This window comes from Rhodococcoides kyotonense (genome assembly GCF_001645385.1).
In the GTDB taxonomy this organism is placed as follows: Bacteria; Actinomycetota; Actinomycetes; order Mycobacteriales; family Mycobacteriaceae; genus Rhodococcoides; species Rhodococcoides kyotonensis_B.
The window spans coordinates 71,721-87,623 of sequence record NZ_LVHI01000003.1 but is presented as its reverse complement, the minus strand read 5'-3'; the positions used below and the strand labels follow the sequence as shown (position 1 = coordinate 87,623).

The window sequence follows — 15,903 nt, the reverse complement described above, 5'->3', positions numbered from 1 at the left end:
ATCGGTCCGTGTCTTCGGTCCGCGCGTCGATCCGAGGACCATGGTAACTTGCCGAGCCCGCGAAGCGGGTATCGAGGCGTCCGACCACCGCGTCGACGTGGCAGGACGGTGTGAGCTTTCGCATGCCCGAACGACACATGTGACGGGCGCGTCCGAGCCTTAAGATTGCCGTCATGGGAGCCCACTCGCCAGACGCCGTGACCACCGACCCGTCGACAACGGTCGGGAGCGATACCGACGAACCTCGGATCGCGTACGACCATCCCGGTGTCGCCGAGCTGCTGGCTGTGCTGGCGTACGGCGAGATCTCGGCGTTCTACCGTCTGGCAGAGGACGCACGCATGGCACCCACGATGCAGGGACGCGTCGCACTCGCGAGCATGGCCGCCGCCGAGATGAACCACTTCGAGACCCTCGTGCAGGCGCTGTCCGATCGCGGCATCGACGTCTACACCGCCATGGACCCGTACGTTCGCGCGCTCGACGAATATCACGCCTCGACGAACCCGTCGACCTGGATGGAAACGCTGGTCAAGGCGCACGTCGGCGACGGGTTGGCCGCCGACTTCTACCGCGAGATCGCGCACACCCTCGATCCGGCCGTCGCTACCACGGTCCGCGAGGTGCTCGCCGAGACCGGCCACTCGGAGTTCGTCGTCCACGAGGTCTCGACGCGAGTGAAAGCCAGCTCGCAGGACAAGGCGCGACTGATGCTGTGGGGCAGGCGGTTGCTGGGTGAAGCGATCACCCAGGCGCAGTACGTGCTGGCCCAGCGCGAGGAACTGACCGATCTCGTCATCACGGCGTCGGGAGATCTGAACGGCGTGGCTGCGCTGTTCGACCGCATGCAGGAGCAGCACGCCGAACGCATGAAGGTCCTCGGCCTCGTCTGAGTTCTCTCGTCGTGCGGCCGTGCGCGTGTTCGCTGACAGCACGTGCCAGTCGCGCGCGTGGGTCGGTCCGGCTGCACTAGCCTGGGCGAAGCAGCTGAAGTTTCTCTAGGAGTTCGGAGGTTGGCCGTGGAGGTCAAGATCGGTGTGTCGGAAAGCTCTCGCGAGCTCGTGGTGAACAGCGCTCAGTCGCCCGACGAGGTCGAAGCGCTCGTCGCCACGGCGCTCGAGGGCAAGGACGGCGTGCTGTCGCTCGTCGACGAGAAGGGCCGCAAGTTTTTGATCCACACCTCGAAGGTCGCCTACGTCGAGATCGGCCCCGCCGACGCTCGCAAGGTCGGATTCGCCACCTAGACGTCGTGGACGAACGCGAGGCCCCGTATCGAATCGATACGGGGCCTCGGTCGTCTGCGGGTACTCGGGCGGAGTCGAACTACGGAGACTGCAACGGCACGTGCGACAGACCACCCCACGCCAGCGAGACCGTGGTGTCCACTGCGTCTTCCTTCGAGATGGGCCGGTCCGCTTCGAGCCAGTAGCGCGCCGTGAACTGGCTTGCGCCGACGAGGCCGACCGCCAGTACGCGTGCTCGGTACGGATCGAGGCCGGAGTCGTGGGCGACGAGGTCGAAGACCGCGTCCACGCACGCCTCGGTTGCCTGTTCGACGCGTGCGCTGACCTGAGGTTCGCCCATGAGGTCCGACTCGAAGACGAGACGGAAGCCCTGGGAGTCCGTGTCCACGAAGTCGTAATAGGCGAGTACGGCCGCCCGGACGCGCTTGCGGTTGTCCGTCGTCGAGCGCAGCGCTTGACGGACCCCGGAGATCAGCGTGTCGACGTAGCTCTGCAGGACTGCGAGGTAGAGCTCGAGTTTGCCGGGGAAATGCTGGTAGAGGACGGGCTTGCTGACGCCCGCGCACTCGGCGATCTCGTCCATTCCCGACGCGTGATAGCCGCGGGTCACGAATATTTCGCTCGCTGCCGCCAGGAGTTGTGCGCGTCGCGCATCGCGGGGCAGCCGCGCGCTGCGACGGCCGGCCGTGGGGGCCGGACGGTCCGTGGACGTCCGATCCGCGATTTCAGTCATAGTGCTCGATCCCATCCGCATTCGTCTCTGCACCCGTTGTGGGGGACCCTGGGCCGAGATGGTGTCGTCTCGAATTCGGGTAGTGCAGATCGTGGCAACGATACCTCCCGGCAACGGTACGTCCGATACGACCGCCCGCGGGTCGTCCGCCGACGCCCGGATCTTCGGTTGCCGACGCCGCGACCTGCCGGTCGGTTTGGAGACCGGCCGGTTGTTCCGTGTCACTGATTTCGGCGCGGCGAACAGAGGATGTCGACGACTGTGAGATTCTGGCGTGGTGACTGACCGAGGTGGGCCGCGGCGCAGCGGAAGGAACAGATCGAGCGCCGACGACTCCCGTGACACCGAACGAGACCGGCAGTACTCGACTGTCGGTGGCCGAGCGCGCCGCGCCGAGCGCGACATGCGCCGTGAGTTCGACGACGGTGACCCGGACGATTTTCCGCGCGACGTGGGTTCGCGTGGTTCCCATCAGCCGTTGCGTGCGCAATGGGATCCCACGACGCGTACCGAGCCGCGCAAGCCCCGCACACGGTCGCCGCGCCCGGAACGTCAGGCGAAGAAGCAGAGCAAGCTCGGCAAGTTCGCGTCGGTGTACGGCTGGCGTGCGTACGCCATTCCGATTCTTCTGGTCGTGACGGCCTTGGTCGTGTTCGATGCCGTTCGTACCGGTGATCCGGCGACGACCACGGCGGGTGGTACGAATCAGTCCGCCGATCCCGGGTTCGGCGCGCTGAGCACCGACACGACCGGTTCGACCGACGTCATCGGTGTTCCGCCGGCCGCGGACGGCAACTTCGCGGACTCGATTCCGTCGGGAGATCTGCCCGACGGCGGCCCGTTCGCCGTGCAGGGCGCGGGCACGTGGCACACCGTTGCGGGAACGACGCCGCAGGTCGGTCAAGGTACCGAGCGCGTGTTCACCTACACGGTCGAGGTGGAGGACGGGGTCGACACCGTCGGTTTCGGAGGCGACGAGTCGTTCGGCCGTCTCGTCGATCAGACGCTCGCCAACCCGAAGAGCTGGACCAACGATCCGAGATTCGCCTTCCGTCGTGTGGATTCGGGTGAACCGGACTTCCGCATCTCGCTGACATCGCAGATGAGCATCCGGCAGGCGTGTGGGTACGACATCCAGCTCGAGGTCTCCTGCTACAACCCCGGGATCGGACGTGTCGTGCTGAACGAGCCGCGTTGGGTGCGCGGTGCCATCGCGTTCCAGGGCGACATCGGCTCGTATCGTCAGTATCAGATCAATCACGAGGTCGGCCACGCCATCGGCTATCAGCAGCACCAACCGTGCGAGACCGAGGGAGGCTTGGCGCCGGTGATGATGCAGCAGACCTTCGGGACCGCCAACGACGACATCGCCCGGCTCGATCCGGAAGGCGTCGTGCCGATGGACGGCAAGACCTGCCGGTTCAATCCCTGGCCCTACCCGCGTAGCTGACCTGGTCGACGCCCGCGCTGAAAGAGAGAACGAACGACATGGTCCAGCTGCCCCCGCTGGTGGAACCGTCGGCGCCGCTGTCCCACGAGGACGTCGCGCGCTACAGCAGGCACCTCATCATTCCCGACGTCGGCACTCTCGGTCAGCGTCGACTCCGTAACGCCCGTGTGCTGGTCATCGGTGCGGGTGGCCTCGGCTCGCCCGCACTCCTCTATCTGGCCGCGGCAGGCGTCGGCACGCTGGGCATCGTCGACGACGACGTCGTCGAGATGTCCAACCTTCAGCGTCAGGTCATCCACGGTCGGTCCGACGTGGGCCGATCGAAGGCGCAGAGCGCGGCCGAGTCGATACGCGAGATCAACGACGGCGTCGACGTCCGGCTGCACGAGTTCCGACTCGATCGAACCAACGCCGTGGCGTTGTTCGAACAGTACGACCTGATTCTGGACGGCACGGACAACTTCGCGACCCGGTACCTCGTCAACGACGCGGCCGTACTCGCGCACAAGCCGTACGTGTGGGGCTCGATCTACCGGTTCGAAGGTCAGGTGTCGGTGTTCTGGGAGGACGCACCCGGTGGCGTCGGCCTGAACTACCGGGATCTGTATCCCGAGGCGCCGCCGCCCGGCATGGTGCCGTCCTGCGCCGAGGGCGGTGTTCTCGGCGTGCTGTGCGCGTCGGTCGGCTCGGTCATGGTGACCGAAGCGATCAAACTCGTCACCGGCATCGGCGAGACGCTGCTCGGTCGGTTGATGATCTACGACGCCCTGTCGATGAACTACCGGACGTTGCGGGTGCAACGCGATCCGGACCGAACACCGATCACCGAACTGGTCGATTACGACGCGTTCTGCGGGGTCGTGTCCGACGAGGCCGCGGCTGCCGCGGACGGGTCGACGATCACCCCGGCGGAATTGGCCGCGCTGATGAAGGGCTCCGACGACGTCGCGCTCATCGACGTACGCGAGCCGGTCGAATGGGACATTGCGCATATCGACGGCGCAACACTCGTGCCCAAGGGCCGGATTCTGTCGGGTGAGGCACTGGCCGAGCTGCCGCAGAACCGTCGGATCGTGCTGCACTGCAAGACCGGTATCCGCTCGGCCGAGGCACTCGCGGTGCTGCACGAGGCGGGTTTCGGCGACGCCGTCCACCTCCAGGGTGGAATTGTCGCGTGGGCAGCACAGGTGGATCCGAGCCTGCCGCAGTACTGAGTGGGGTCGATTACTCGTGAGGTTCGTGCGTCGCGCGCCTGCGCCGGGGTGCGGGCGGTCGACGGTAGCGTGACAGACGTGAGCTCTGTGGAACCCCCTCAGCACGTGATCTCCACGTTCGGGCTGCGCGACGTGCCTCCCATCCCGCTCGGGGCCGATTGGGACGGTGGTTGGAGGCTCGGCGACGTCGTGCTGTCGCCCGTTGCCGACCACGCCCGTGCGGCGTGGTCGGCCAAGGTGCGCGAGAACTTGGTGGTCGACGGGGTTCGACTCGCTCGGCCGGTGCGATCCACCGACGGGCGTTACGTCGTCAGCAGTTGGCGCGCGGACACGTTCATCGAGGGTTCACCCGAGCCGCGGCACGACGAGGTCGTCTCGATGTCGGTTCGCCTGCACGCCGCGACGGCTCAGCTGGACAGGCCGCGGTTCCTGTCGCAGCTCCCGGTCGCGCCGTGGGCCGACGTCGACGTCTTCGCGGTCGCCGACCGTGCCGCGTGGGAGGCGGTTCCACTGCGTGCCGCGCGCGGCGCTGGTGCGCCCGAAGTGACCTCCGACGACGGCAAACAGAGTCTGGAGCTGATCAAGCAGCTCGCGAGCCTGCGCAAACCCGTCGAATCGCCGGATCAGCTGGTCCACGGCGACCTGTTCGGCACCGTTCTGTTCGAGGGCAGCGACGCCCCCGGCATCACCGACATCACTCCGTACTGGCGACCGGCGGCGTGGGCGGCGGCGGTATCCGTCGTCGACGCGATCTCGTGGGGCGGTGCGGACGATGCTCTGGTCGGTCGCTGGGAGGACTTGCCCGAGTGGCCGCAGATGCTGCTCCGTGCGTTGATCTTCCGCTTCGCGGTGCACGCACTGCACGCGCGGTCGACGCCCGAGGCGTTTCCCGGTCTGGCGCGCAGCGCCGATCTCGTTCGGCTGTTGCTCTAGGTTCGCCGGCGGGCGTTCAGGCCTCGCGGACCAGTTCGTCGAACAGCACCTGGGCGGCCTGACCTGCCCGATCGGCATCGCCGTCGACGATCGCGTCGACCAGGGCGATGTGTTCGGCGTCGTAATTCAGGTCGTGTGCGACGAGGTGATGCAGCATGGCCTGCTGGATGACCGGAAGCAGAGAGTCGTAGAACTCCAGATAGACGGCATTGTGGCTGGCCGCGACGATGGCACGGTGAAACAGCGCGTCGACGGCGATCGCCTCGACGGTGACGCCGCCGCTCATCGATTCGTTCCGGTTCGCGAGCGCTTCTGTCAACGCGCGGATGTCCTCGTCGTCGCGGCGTTCGGCGGCGAGCATCGCCGCGGTGACCTCGAGAGCGCGTCGGAGCTCGGTGACGTCGCGGTCGAGAGCGTCGGCGAAGTACTTTCCGAGAGTGCCGCCGAGGTCCGAGGTGGCCAGGACGAACGTCCCCGATCCCTGCCTACGCTCAACCATCCCTGCGTGCACGAGCGCCTGAACGGCTTCGCGGACCGTGTTGCGCCCCGTTCCGGTCATCTCGCACAGCTCGGGCTCGGTCGGTATCCGTGACCCGACAGGCCATCGCTTCGAGACGATCTCGTCACGGAGCTGCGCCGTCACCTGAGAGATCAGGCTGGAACGCTGTACCTGCTGCACGTTGGACTCCCCGTCGGTCTTCGCGCCCCGGGTTCTGCGCGATCGGCCGCTAGTTTAACGCTTTGCGGCCGATGATCCGGTCATCCTATGATTCAACGCGTGGGTACCAGCGCCGTCGTCACCGAGACCTCCGAACACTCCGAATCGACCCGACTCCTTCGTGGCCGAATTCTGGTGTTCGCGGCGATCATCGTCTCGGCGCTGACGCTGCGCGCGGCCGTCACGAGTATCAGCCCGTTGTTCGGTCGTATCGGTGACGATCTGCACTTCGGGTCCGGAGTCATCGGTCTCGTGGGAATGTTGCCGCCGGCGATGTTCGCCGTGTTCGGTCTGCTCACTCCCGTGATCGCGAAGCGCACCGGACTCGAGCGCGCTGCACTGATCGCGATGACGATGACGACGGTGGGCATGGCCGTGCGCGCGTTCGCGCCGGGGACCGTGTCGTTGTTGGTTCTGTCCGCTCTCGCGTTGGCGGGCATGGGAATCGGCAACGTCGTCATCCCGCCGCTCGTCAAGCGCTACTTCTCCGACCGGCTCGCCGTCGTCAGCACGATGTACATCTGCGCGATGCAGATCAGCACGCTGGCTCCTCCGTTGCTCGCCGTTCCGGTCGCGAATGCGCACGGCTGGCGCATCTCGATCGGAGTCTGGGCCGTCGTCGGGCTCGCGGCGGCCGTGCCGTGGCTGGGAGTCGTTCTCGCGCGTCGGGGCAGGGACGTGGCGGACGTGTCGGGGGAAGAAGGGTCGGCTGCGGTCCACGAGGAGTCGACGGGACGCATCTGGCGTTCGTCGCTCGCCTGGGGAATGGTCGGCATGTTCGCGATGACCTCGTTCATCACCTACGCAATGCTCACCTGGCTCCCGACGCTGCTGACCGACGCCGGAATCGGCGAGGCTGCGGCAGGCGCATCCGTCGCCGCGTTCGGTGCCATGGGTCTCGTCACGTCGCTCGGTGCGCCGTCGCTGTGCGCGCGTCTGCGCAACCCGTACGGACTCGTCGTCGTGGCTGCCGTGTTCTACCTCGTCGGATTCGCCGGTCTGCACTGGTCGCCGGCGTCGGGCACCGTCGTCTGGGTCTGTCTGCTCGGTCTCGGCACCTTGACGTTCCCGATGTCGTTGACGCTGATGAACCTGCGCACCCGCACCCCGGCAGGCTCGTCGGGACTGTCCGGCTTCACACAGGGCCTCGGTTACGTCGTCTCGTCGATGGGCCCGCTGTCGTTCGGTCTGCTGCATTCTCTGTCCGGGGGATGGGGCGTGCCCGTCCTCGTGCTGACCGTCTGTGTCGCCGTGCTGCTCGTCGCCGGTTACTTCTGCTGCAGGCCTCGGATGCTCGAGGACACCTGGTGACGGAAAGTCGCGGTCTATCTCACGTTCGGCTTCTGTCGAACGTGAGACCAAGTTAATCGCGAGGTCATCGCGGGCAGCGCCCGCGCAACATGGCTTTCCTAGATTCGGTGCACACACCCGATCAGGAGGCCTACGTGACAAGCACCCCCGAGGCATTGCCAACCGGTACTGTCCCCGCCGACGCTGTTTCGTCTGCAGTGCCGAAACCGGGCACGGTTCCGGTGTCGAAGAATCATCGCATCAGCTACTGGAACTCCGAGGACATCGAGGCGTGGGAGGCCGGCGGCAAGGACATCGCGAAGCGGAATCTGATCTGGTCGGTCGTCGCCGAGCACGTCGGCTTCTCGATCTGGTCCATCTGGTCGGTCATGGTGCTGTTCATGCCGGTGTCGGTGTACGGCATCGACGCGGCGGGCAAGTTCTTCCTGGTCGCAGTCCCGACGCTCGTCGGCGGCATTCTGCGCATTCCCTACACGTTCGCGACGGCCAAGTTCGGCGGACGTAACTGGACGATCTTCAGCGCTCTCGTGCTCCTCGTCCCGACGGTGCTGACGATGTACTTCATGCTGAATCCGGCGTCGTACACCACGTACATGATCGTCGCCGCGTTCGCAGGACTCGGTGGCGGCAACTTCGCATCCTCGATGACCAACATCAACGCGTTCTACCCGCAGCGTGAGAAGGGATGGGCGCTCGGCCTCAACGCGGGCGGTGGCAACATCGGCGTACCCGTCATCCAGTTGATCGGTCTGCTCGTCATCGCAACCGTCGGCAACACCGCGCCCGAGATCGTCTGTGCCGTTTATCTCGTGTTCATCGCGATCGCCGCGGTCGGCGCGGCTCTGTTCATGGACAACCTGGAGAACCAGAAGACCAACGGGCGCTCCATGATCGACGTGCTGCGCTTCTCCGACTCGTGGTGGATCGCGTTCCTCTACATCGGCACGTTCGGATCGTTCATCGGCTTCAGCTTCGCGTTCGGTCAGGTTCTGCAGATCAACTTCCTGGCTGGGCTGACCGACGGCGCACCCGCGACGGCCGCGCAGCAGGCACAGGCGTCGCTGCACGCAGCCCAGATCGCGTTTCTCGGGCCGCTTCTCGGATCGATCTCGCGTCCGTTCGGTGGCAAACTTGCCGACAAGATCGGCGGCGGGAAGATTACGCTGTACACGTTCGTCGCCATGGTCTTCTCGACCGGCATCCTCGTCGCCGCGAGTACGTGGGACGACAACACCGCGGGCGCTGCGAGCGGAACGATGATGGCGCTGTTCGTCGTCGGATTCATCCTGCTGTTCCTGCTGTCCGGCCTCGGAAACGGCTCGGTCTACAAGATGATCCCCGCCATCTTCGCTGCGAAGTCGGTCGAACTGCAGGGGACGACGATCGAGGAGCAGCAGCACTGGTCCCGCAGGATGTCCGGTGCGCTCATCGGAATCGCCGGTGCCATCGGCGCTCTGGGCGGTGTCGGTATCAATCTCGTTCTCCGCGCGTCGTACTCGGGTGAGGCGAAATCGGCGACGACCGCCTTCTGGGTCTTCCTGGCCTTCTACGTCCTTTGCTGCGGCGTCACCTGGGCGGTCTACCTGCGCAAGCGCCCCGCGAATTCGGCTGCAGCGGTATGACTCTCGAACTCGACACATCGAAAGGACCTCTCGTGAAGAACGCGGTGGTTGTTGGACACGGAATGGTCGGTCACCGGTTCGTCGAAGCGCTGCGTGCGCGTGACGAGGCCGCCGACTGGAAGATCACCGTTCTGTGCGAGGAGGCGTTGCCGGCCTACGACCGTGTCGGTCTGTCGTCCTACGTCGGTAGCTGGGACCACAAGGAGCTTGCACTCGCGGGCAACGACTATCTCGGTGACACGGCCGTAGAGATGCGGCTCGGAGTGCGCGCCGACAGTATCGACCGTGCGGCGAAGACCGTGACGACGTCGCTCGGCGACACCGTCGACTACGACGCCCTGGTCTTCGCGACGGGGTCCTACCCGTTCGTACCGCCGATCTCCGGCCACGACCTGGACGGGTGCTTCGTCTACCGCACGCTCGACGACCTCGACCGCATTCGCGCTCGCGCCGACGCTGCCGGGCCGGGAGCCGTCGGCATCGTCGTGGGCGGCGGCCTCCTGGGGCTCGAAGCCGCGAATGCACTGAAGAAGATGGGCATGACGCCGCACGTCGTCGAATTCGCACCACGGCTCATGCCGCTGCAGGTCGACGAGGGTGGCGGCGCACTGCTGGCGCGTCTCGTCACCGATCTCGGACTGCACGTGCACACGGGAGTCGGTACGTCGTCCATCGCCGAGAACGACAGCGCCGGACTGTCGGTGGAGTTGTCCGACGGCACGGTCATCGACGCCGCCCTCGTGGTGTTCTCGGCAGGTGTGCGGCCTCAGGATCAGCTGGCACGCGATTGTGGTCTCGAGGTCGGCGCACGTGGCGGCATCATGGTCGACACCGGTTGCCGCACAGCGGATCCCGACGTCTACGCGATCGGTGAGTGCGCTGCCGTCGAGGGTCGATGCTACGGTCTCGTCGCACCCGGATACTCGACGGCCGAGGTCGTCGCCGACCGGTTGCTCGGGGGCGCAGCCGAATTCCCGGGTGCCGACATGTCCACCAAGCTCAAGCTCATGGGCGTCGACGTCGCCAGCTTCGGTGACGCGATGGCCGCGACGCCCGGTGCGCTCGAAGTCGTGTTCAGCGACGCACCGAAGGGTACGTACGCGAAACTCGTCGTGTCCGACGACGCCAAGACGCTGCTCGGCGGCATCCTCGTCGGCGATGCGACGGCATATTCACTTCTGAGACCGCTTGTCGGACGCGAACTCCCGGGCGATCCCGGGTCGCTGATCTCGCCCGCGGCCGAGTCCGTTGGCATCGGTGCACTGCCCGACGACGCCGAGATCTGCTCGTGCAACGGGGTGACGAAGGGTGCGATCTGCGGTGCTATCGAGGGCGGCGCCTGCGACCTCGCCTCGGTCAAGAGTTGCACGACGGCAGGCACGACGTGCGGCGGCTGCCTCCCGTCGATCAAGCAGCTGCTCGCGGCGTCGGGCGTCGTGTTGTCGAAGTCGATGTGCGAGCACTTCTCTCAGTCGCGCGCCGAGCTGTTCGAGATCGTCCGTGCCACGAACACGCGAACCTTCTCCTCTCTCGTCGCGAAGTACGGGACGGGAACCGGCTGCGACATCTGCAAGCCCGTCGTCGCATCGATTCTCGCGTCGACGTCGTCGGACCACATTCTCGACGGGGAGCAGGCGTCGCTGCAGGACACCAACGACCACTTCCTCGCCAACATTCAGAAGAACGGGACCTACTCGGTGGTGCCGCGCATGCCCGGTGGCGAGTGCACGCCCGAACAGCTCATCGTCATCGGCGAGGTCGCCCGCGATTTCGGTCTGTACACGAAGGTCACCGGTGGTCAGCGGATCGACCTGTTCGGCGCACGCGTCGAACAGCTTCCGGCGATCTGGAAACGACTCGTCGACGCGGGGATGGAATCCGGCCAGGCGTACGGCAAGTCGCTGCGGACGGTGAAGAGTTGCGTCGGGTCGAGCTGGTGCCGCTACGGCGTGCAGGACTCGGTCGGCATGGCCGTCGACCTGGAAAATCGTTACCGCGGACTGCGTTCCCCGCACAAGATCAAGTTCGGTGTGTCCGGCTGCGCACGCGAATGTGCCGAGGCGCGGGGCAAGGACGTCGGCGTCATCGCGACCGAGGGCGGCTGGAACCTGTACGTCGGTGGCAACGGTGGACAGTCGCCCAAGCACGCGCAGCTGTTGGCGTCGAACCTCGACGACGCGACGCTCGTCAGCTACATCGATCGGTACCTCATGTTCTACGTGCGCACCGCGGACCGACTGCAGCGCACCGCCCCGTGGCTCGAATCCCTCGACGGTGGCCTCGACCATCTGAAGGCGGTCGTCGTCGAGGACAGCCTCGGAATCGGCGCCGAGTTGGAGGCCGACATGGAACGCCACGTCGCGGGATACAAGGACGAGTGGGCGGGTGTCCTCGAGGACGAGGAGAAGCTGAGCCGGTTCGTCTCGTTCGTCAACGCACCCGACGAGGCGGACCAGACCATTTCGTTCGACGACAGTGGTCAGCGCAAGGTTCCCGTGTTGATGGGAATGCCCCGAGTCGGCGCGTGACGCATGTGCACACCGCAGTAATGGCTGCTTAACGACGAAGAAACATCGGCAACGTGCAATAGCACCAGGAGGTACTCGAATGACTGTCATCGATACTCGAACCAGCACGGACCGGGCCGTCTCGGCCGGCACGCACGCCGCTCGCGAATGGACGGCAGCGGCCGCGATCGACACCCTGGTTCCCGGCCGAGGCGTGGCGGTGCTGCTGCGAGGAGGCGTGCAGGCTGCACTGTTCGTTCTCCCCGGAGGTGACGTGTACGCCGTCGGGAACATCGATCCGTTCGGCCGCGCCGCGGTCATGTCCCGTGGCCTGGTCGGTGACCGCGCAGGGGAGCCGACCGTGGCGTCGCCGCTGCTCAAGCAGGTGTTCTCGCTCGTCGACGGCCGTTGCCTCGACGACGAGTCGGTCGGCCTCGGCTCGTTCGAGACAAAGGTGGTCGACGGTGTGATCTTCGTGCGGGGCGCGACGACATGAGCCAAGCCGCCGAGGCTGCTACGCCTCTGGCAGGGTTTGCCGTCGGGGTCACCGCGTCGCGTCGTGCCGAGGAGTTCGCGACGTTGCTGGAGCGCCGAGGCGCATCGGTGATGCACGCTCCGGCGATCCGCATCATCCCGCTCGCCGACGACGCAGAACTCGAACGCGTCACCGACAGCATCATCGCCGAGCCACCGGACATCACCGTCGCCACGACCGGAATCGGATTTCGTGGATGGGTCGAGGCCGCCGACGGATGGGGTAGGGCAGAAAGCCTGGGGCGGGCACTCGCGTCGTCGAGACTGTTGGCTCGCGGACCGAAGGCCAAGGGTGCCATCCGTGCGGCCGACCTCCGCGAGGAATGGTCGCCCGCATCGGAGTCGTCGGCGGAGGTGCTCGAACACCTTCTCGACGAAGGAGTCGCGGGTAAACGTGTCGCCGTTCAATTGCACGGTGCGACAACCGAATGGGAACCGGTGCCGGACTTCTGCGAGGCGCTGCGCGACGCAGGCGCGGACGTCGTGCCCGTGCCGGTGTATCGGTGGACCGCCCCCGACGACGGCACGCCGATGGACCGGATGATCGAGGCGGTGCTCGTCGGCGATCTCGACGCCGTCAGCTTCACGAGTGCACCTGCCGTGGCGTCGCTGCTGATGCGCGCGGACGTCAGCGGTGTGCTCGAACCACTGCTGCACTCGCTGCGCACCCGGGTTCTGCCCGTGTGCGTGGGTCCGGTGACGGCGGCGCCGCTCGAACATCTGAAGGTGGCGACGACGCAGCCGGCGCGCGCTCGCCTGGGTGCACTGGCCAGACATATCGCCGAGGAACTCCCGCGGCGTGCGCGGCCGATGCAGGCGGGCGGTCATTCGATCAGCATCCGGGGTCGATGCGTCGTCGTCGACGGCGTCGTGCGTTCGATCTCACCCGCCGGGATGGCCCTGGTGAAGACACTGGCCCGTAGGCCGGGGCAGGTCGTGTCCCGCGACGAACTGCTGGCGTCGCTGCCCGGCGGTGGCGACGACACCCACGCCGTCGAGACCGCGATGACACGGCTCCGGTCGTCACTGGGCGCACCGAAGACCATTCAAACCGTGGTCAAGAGGGGATATCGCCTCGCGATCGATCCCGCCGACGTCGCCGTCGACGACCGGTCGCACATCCCCTCCGCACCACCGATTCGAGTTCCCGAGGGGAGCAAGTACTAGATGAACGTGAAGAACCCGACGCTCGTGCTGGTCGCGCACGGAACCCGCAATCCCCGCGGCGTCGAGATGGTCGCCGAACTGGCCGACGCGGTCGGCCGCGAGGTCGGCGAGACGCGCGTCGCGTTCGTCGACGTGCTCGGTCCGTCTCCGTCCGAAGTGCTGAGAGGTCTCACGGCTCCCGCTGTCGTGGTACCTGCGTTCCTGGCCTCCGGCTATCACGTGCACACCGACGTTCCCCGCGAGGTTGCCGACAGCGAGCACTCGCGGGTGACGGTCACGCGTGCACTCGGTCCCGATCCGGTGTTCGCGCAGGTCATGCTCGAGCGGCTGCGCGCAGTGGGCTGGAACGACGGCGACGCCATCGTGTTCGCCGCGGCGGGATCGTCCGACCAGCGAGCACTACGGGACCACCGTCGTGCGGCGGCGATGCTGGCCGACCTCGCGCAGGTGCCGGTGCGTATCGGGTACGTCGCAACCGCACAGCCCGCGGTGCCCGACGTAGTCGCCGAGCTCCGTCGAGACGGCCACAGGAGAGTCTTCGTGGCGTCGTACCTGCTGGCACGCGGGCTGTTCCACTCCAGGCTCGTCGACGCGGGCAGCGACGGCGTCGCCGATCCGCTCGGCGTCCACGCTGGGATCGTCGATCTCGTCGTCGACCGATTCCGTGCCGGTGCAGCGGTTCTCCACGATTCGATTCCTACCGAAACAGCGGAAGTAGCTCCACGGGGTCGTCGGGGCTGACATGCGGCGGGACGACCGCCAACGCGTCGTGACCCACGAGGTGAAGCAGGTGTGCGGTGCGCACGGCGGTGTCCGCGCGCCATCCCACCCCATCGCGCGAGACGGGAACGATGCGCGCACTGTCGGACGCGACGTCGGCAGCGTTGGTGAGGAAGCCGAGCCACGGCGTGGTGGGTATCCTGCCGGTCAACGCGTCGACGATCGCGGGTGCCGTCATCATCAGGGTGCTGACGGCCGCCAATGGATTGCCGGGCAGCCCGAGCACGACGACCCCGTTCGGCAGGACCGCCGTGATCTGAGATCCGCCGGGGCGGATGGGGACCCGGCTCACGATGGTCTCCGCTGACGCCCGGTTCAACGCAGACCTGAGTTGATCCGCCGCGCCGCCGCCTGTCGCGCCGACGACGACCAGCAGGTCCACGTCCGACGCGTCGGCGAGTAGTTCGTCGAACGCGGCAGGTGTGTCGTGGAGGTGCACGGAGTCCGCCGTGTCGACGCAGCACGAACGAAGGTAGCGCGGAAGGACCGGGCCGATGCTGTCACGGGTCTGACCGGGGTCGAGTGGACCCTCGGCGCGGATCTCGTTCCCGCTGAACACGGTTCGGGCACGAACCGGCCCGCGAACCGGCAGGTTGCCCACCTCGGCGCTGAGAGCGACCGATACCACGGCGGCCGAGACGGTCGTTCCCGCAGAGACCAGTTCGGTCCCCGGTCGCCAGTCCTCACCGCGTCGGCGTGCGTCGTTCCGCACCGGTGCGTCGGGACGTCGACGCAGGAGCCCGTCGTCGCCGACGACGACGTGCTCGTCCCGCACGACGGCGGTGGCGCCGTCGGGAACCCGCGCTCCGGTTGCGATGCGAACGGCGTCGCCGTCGTGCATGTCTTCGAGATCCGACGTTCCCGCGAAGGCAACCTCGCCTCGCACCGTCCACGGCTCGTGGCCTGCCACCGCGTAGCCGTCCATCGCGGACGTGTCGACGTGGGGGAGCGCACCGGCAGCGACGAGGGCGTCGGCGAGGACACCTCCCTCGGCCTCCACCGGAGGTACGTGGCGTACCGCAATGGGCGACAACCGTTCTCGAATCCTCGCCCGTGATGCCTCGATGCCCGACGCGTGGAGGGCGGTGCGTTCCCGTGCTCGGCGCACGTCGTCCGGTGTATCGCAGTCGTCGGTACCGGGGACGGCGACGGTGCGGTAATCGTCCGGGAGGAGGGAGCGAACAGGCTGTCCTGCAACGTCTTCGAGTGCGTTCATCTTGTGGGTCAGTGTCGAACGTGCCCACGCGCCGAAGAGATACTGTGTCCTTCCGGCGTCGTCCGTCGCGAACACGACGGGTGAATCACCCACGGCTGCAACAAGAGTGGTGATGGCGCGGGTGTCGACGAACGGAAGGTCGGCCGCGATGACCACGACGATGTCGGCCGTGGACCGCGACAGTGCTTGCAGCCCCGCGGCGATGGCTGCGACGGGTCCGGAGCGGACAGGCTCCTCGCGTGTCTGGAGGACGTCGTCGGCGAGATCGTCGCGGTGAGGACCCACGACGACGATCCGTCGTGCGTCTCCGACGGCCTCGACGGCCCTGTGCACGAGGGGCATCCCGCCGACACGGAGACCGGGTTTGTCGATGCCTCCCATGCGCCGAGCCGACCCGCCGGCGAGTACGACGGCGTCGAAATCGGGGAGTGGAGCCTGCAGGAACGAGCCGGTATCCGGGAGTTGCGCCTGCCG

Annotated in this window: 14 protein-coding genes; 11 read left to right on the top strand and 3 right to left on the bottom strand. The window is 66.8% G+C overall.

Annotated features, from left to right (window positions below):
• Positions 1 to 173: 173 nt before the first annotated feature.
• Together A3K89_RS02795 and A3K89_RS02790 are read left to right on the top strand one after the other, a co-directional pair.
• Positions 174 to 893, top strand: a complete 720-nt coding sequence (locus A3K89_RS02795) for a ferritin-like fold-containing protein (protein WP_068421460.1) — start codon at positions 174 to 176, stop codon at positions 891 to 893.
• 126 nt (positions 894 to 1,019) lie between these two features.
• A complete protein-coding gene (locus tag A3K89_RS02790; protein WP_068421457.1) occupies positions 1,020 to 1,244 on the top strand; it encodes a DUF3107 domain-containing protein in 225 nt (74 codons plus the stop codon).
• A 79-nt stretch (positions 1,245 to 1,323) separates the two neighbouring features.
• Here the strand turns inward: A3K89_RS02790 and A3K89_RS02785 are convergent, their stop codons facing one another.
• A complete protein-coding gene (locus tag A3K89_RS02785) occupies positions 1,324 to 1,977 on the bottom strand; it encodes a TetR/AcrR family transcriptional regulator (RefSeq protein ID WP_068421454.1) in 654 nt (217 codons plus the stop codon).
• A 277-nt stretch (positions 1,978 to 2,254) separates the two neighbouring features.
• Here A3K89_RS02785 and A3K89_RS02775 point away from each other — a divergent pair, with 277 nt between their 5' ends.
• The 3 genes from A3K89_RS02775 (at position 2,255) to A3K89_RS02765 (ending at position 5,574) form a co-directional block, all read left to right on the top strand.
• Entirely contained in the window at positions 2,255 to 3,427 is a 1,173-nt protein-coding gene (locus tag A3K89_RS02775) for a DUF3152 domain-containing protein (protein WP_068421626.1), read from the top strand.
• 38 nt (positions 3,428 to 3,465) lie between these two features.
• Positions 3,466 to 4,641, top strand: coding sequence for an adenylyltransferase/sulfurtransferase MoeZ (moeZ, locus tag A3K89_RS02770; protein ID WP_068421448.1), 1,176 nt, complete (start codon positions 3,466 to 3,468; stop codon positions 4,639 to 4,641).
• 78 nt (positions 4,642 to 4,719) lie between these two features.
• The gene (locus A3K89_RS02765; RefSeq protein WP_068421623.1) at positions 4,720 to 5,574 is read left to right on the top strand and encodes a TIGR02569 family protein; all 855 of its coding nucleotides are present in this window, start codon (positions 4,720 to 4,722) and stop codon (positions 5,572 to 5,574) included.
• A gap of 16 nt (positions 5,575 to 5,590) precedes the next feature.
• Here A3K89_RS02765 and A3K89_RS02760 read toward each other — a convergent pair whose 3' ends face one another.
• Positions 5,591 to 6,253: a FadR/GntR family transcriptional regulator gene (locus A3K89_RS02760; RefSeq protein WP_068421445.1), complete on the bottom strand. Its 663-nt coding sequence runs from the start codon at positions 6,251 to 6,253 to the stop codon at positions 5,591 to 5,593.
• Between the two features lie 87 nt (positions 6,254 to 6,340).
• Here A3K89_RS02760 and A3K89_RS02755 point away from each other — a divergent pair, with 87 nt between their 5' ends.
• From A3K89_RS02755 to A3K89_RS02730, 6 genes are all read left to right on the top strand, one after another.
• Entirely contained in the window at positions 6,341 to 7,603 is a 1,263-nt protein-coding gene (locus A3K89_RS02755) for an MFS transporter (RefSeq protein ID WP_174551348.1), read from the top strand.
• A 197-nt stretch (positions 7,604 to 7,800) separates the two neighbouring features.
• Positions 7,801 to 9,225: a nitrate/nitrite transporter gene (locus A3K89_RS02750; RefSeq protein ID WP_068421442.1), complete on the top strand. Its 1,425-nt coding sequence runs from the start codon at positions 7,801 to 7,803 to the stop codon at positions 9,223 to 9,225.
• Between the two features lie 32 nt (positions 9,226 to 9,257).
• A complete protein-coding gene (nirB, locus tag A3K89_RS02745) occupies positions 9,258 to 11,753 on the top strand; it encodes a nitrite reductase large subunit NirB (RefSeq protein WP_371828781.1) in 2,496 nt (831 codons plus the stop codon).
• Between the two features lie 79 nt (positions 11,754 to 11,832).
• Positions 11,833 to 12,228: a nitrite reductase small subunit NirD gene (gene nirD, locus A3K89_RS02740; RefSeq protein WP_068421438.1), complete on the top strand. Its 396-nt coding sequence runs from the start codon at positions 11,833 to 11,835 to the stop codon at positions 12,226 to 12,228.
• Positions 12,225 to 13,433 carry a uroporphyrinogen-III synthase gene (locus A3K89_RS02735; protein WP_068421437.1) on the top strand — a complete coding sequence of 403 codons (1,209 nt, stop codon included), beginning with the start codon at positions 12,225 to 12,227 and terminating at the stop codon, positions 13,431 to 13,433. The genes nirD and A3K89_RS02735 overlap by 4 nt, the downstream gene beginning before the upstream one ends.
• Complete coding sequence (locus A3K89_RS02730; protein WP_084423541.1) at positions 13,434 to 14,174, top strand: sirohydrochlorin chelatase; 741 nt, start codon at positions 13,434 to 13,436, stop codon at positions 14,172 to 14,174. It abuts the gene before it with no gap.
• On the opposite strand, the gene A3K89_RS02725 is transcribed toward A3K89_RS02730, so the two are convergent.
• Complete coding sequence (locus tag A3K89_RS02725) at positions 14,131 to 15,870, bottom strand: NTP transferase domain-containing protein (protein ID WP_302050726.1); 1,740 nt, start codon at positions 15,868 to 15,870, stop codon at positions 14,131 to 14,133. The genes A3K89_RS02730 and A3K89_RS02725 overlap by 44 nt on opposite strands.
• Between the last annotated feature and the right edge of the window lie 33 nt (positions 15,871 to 15,903).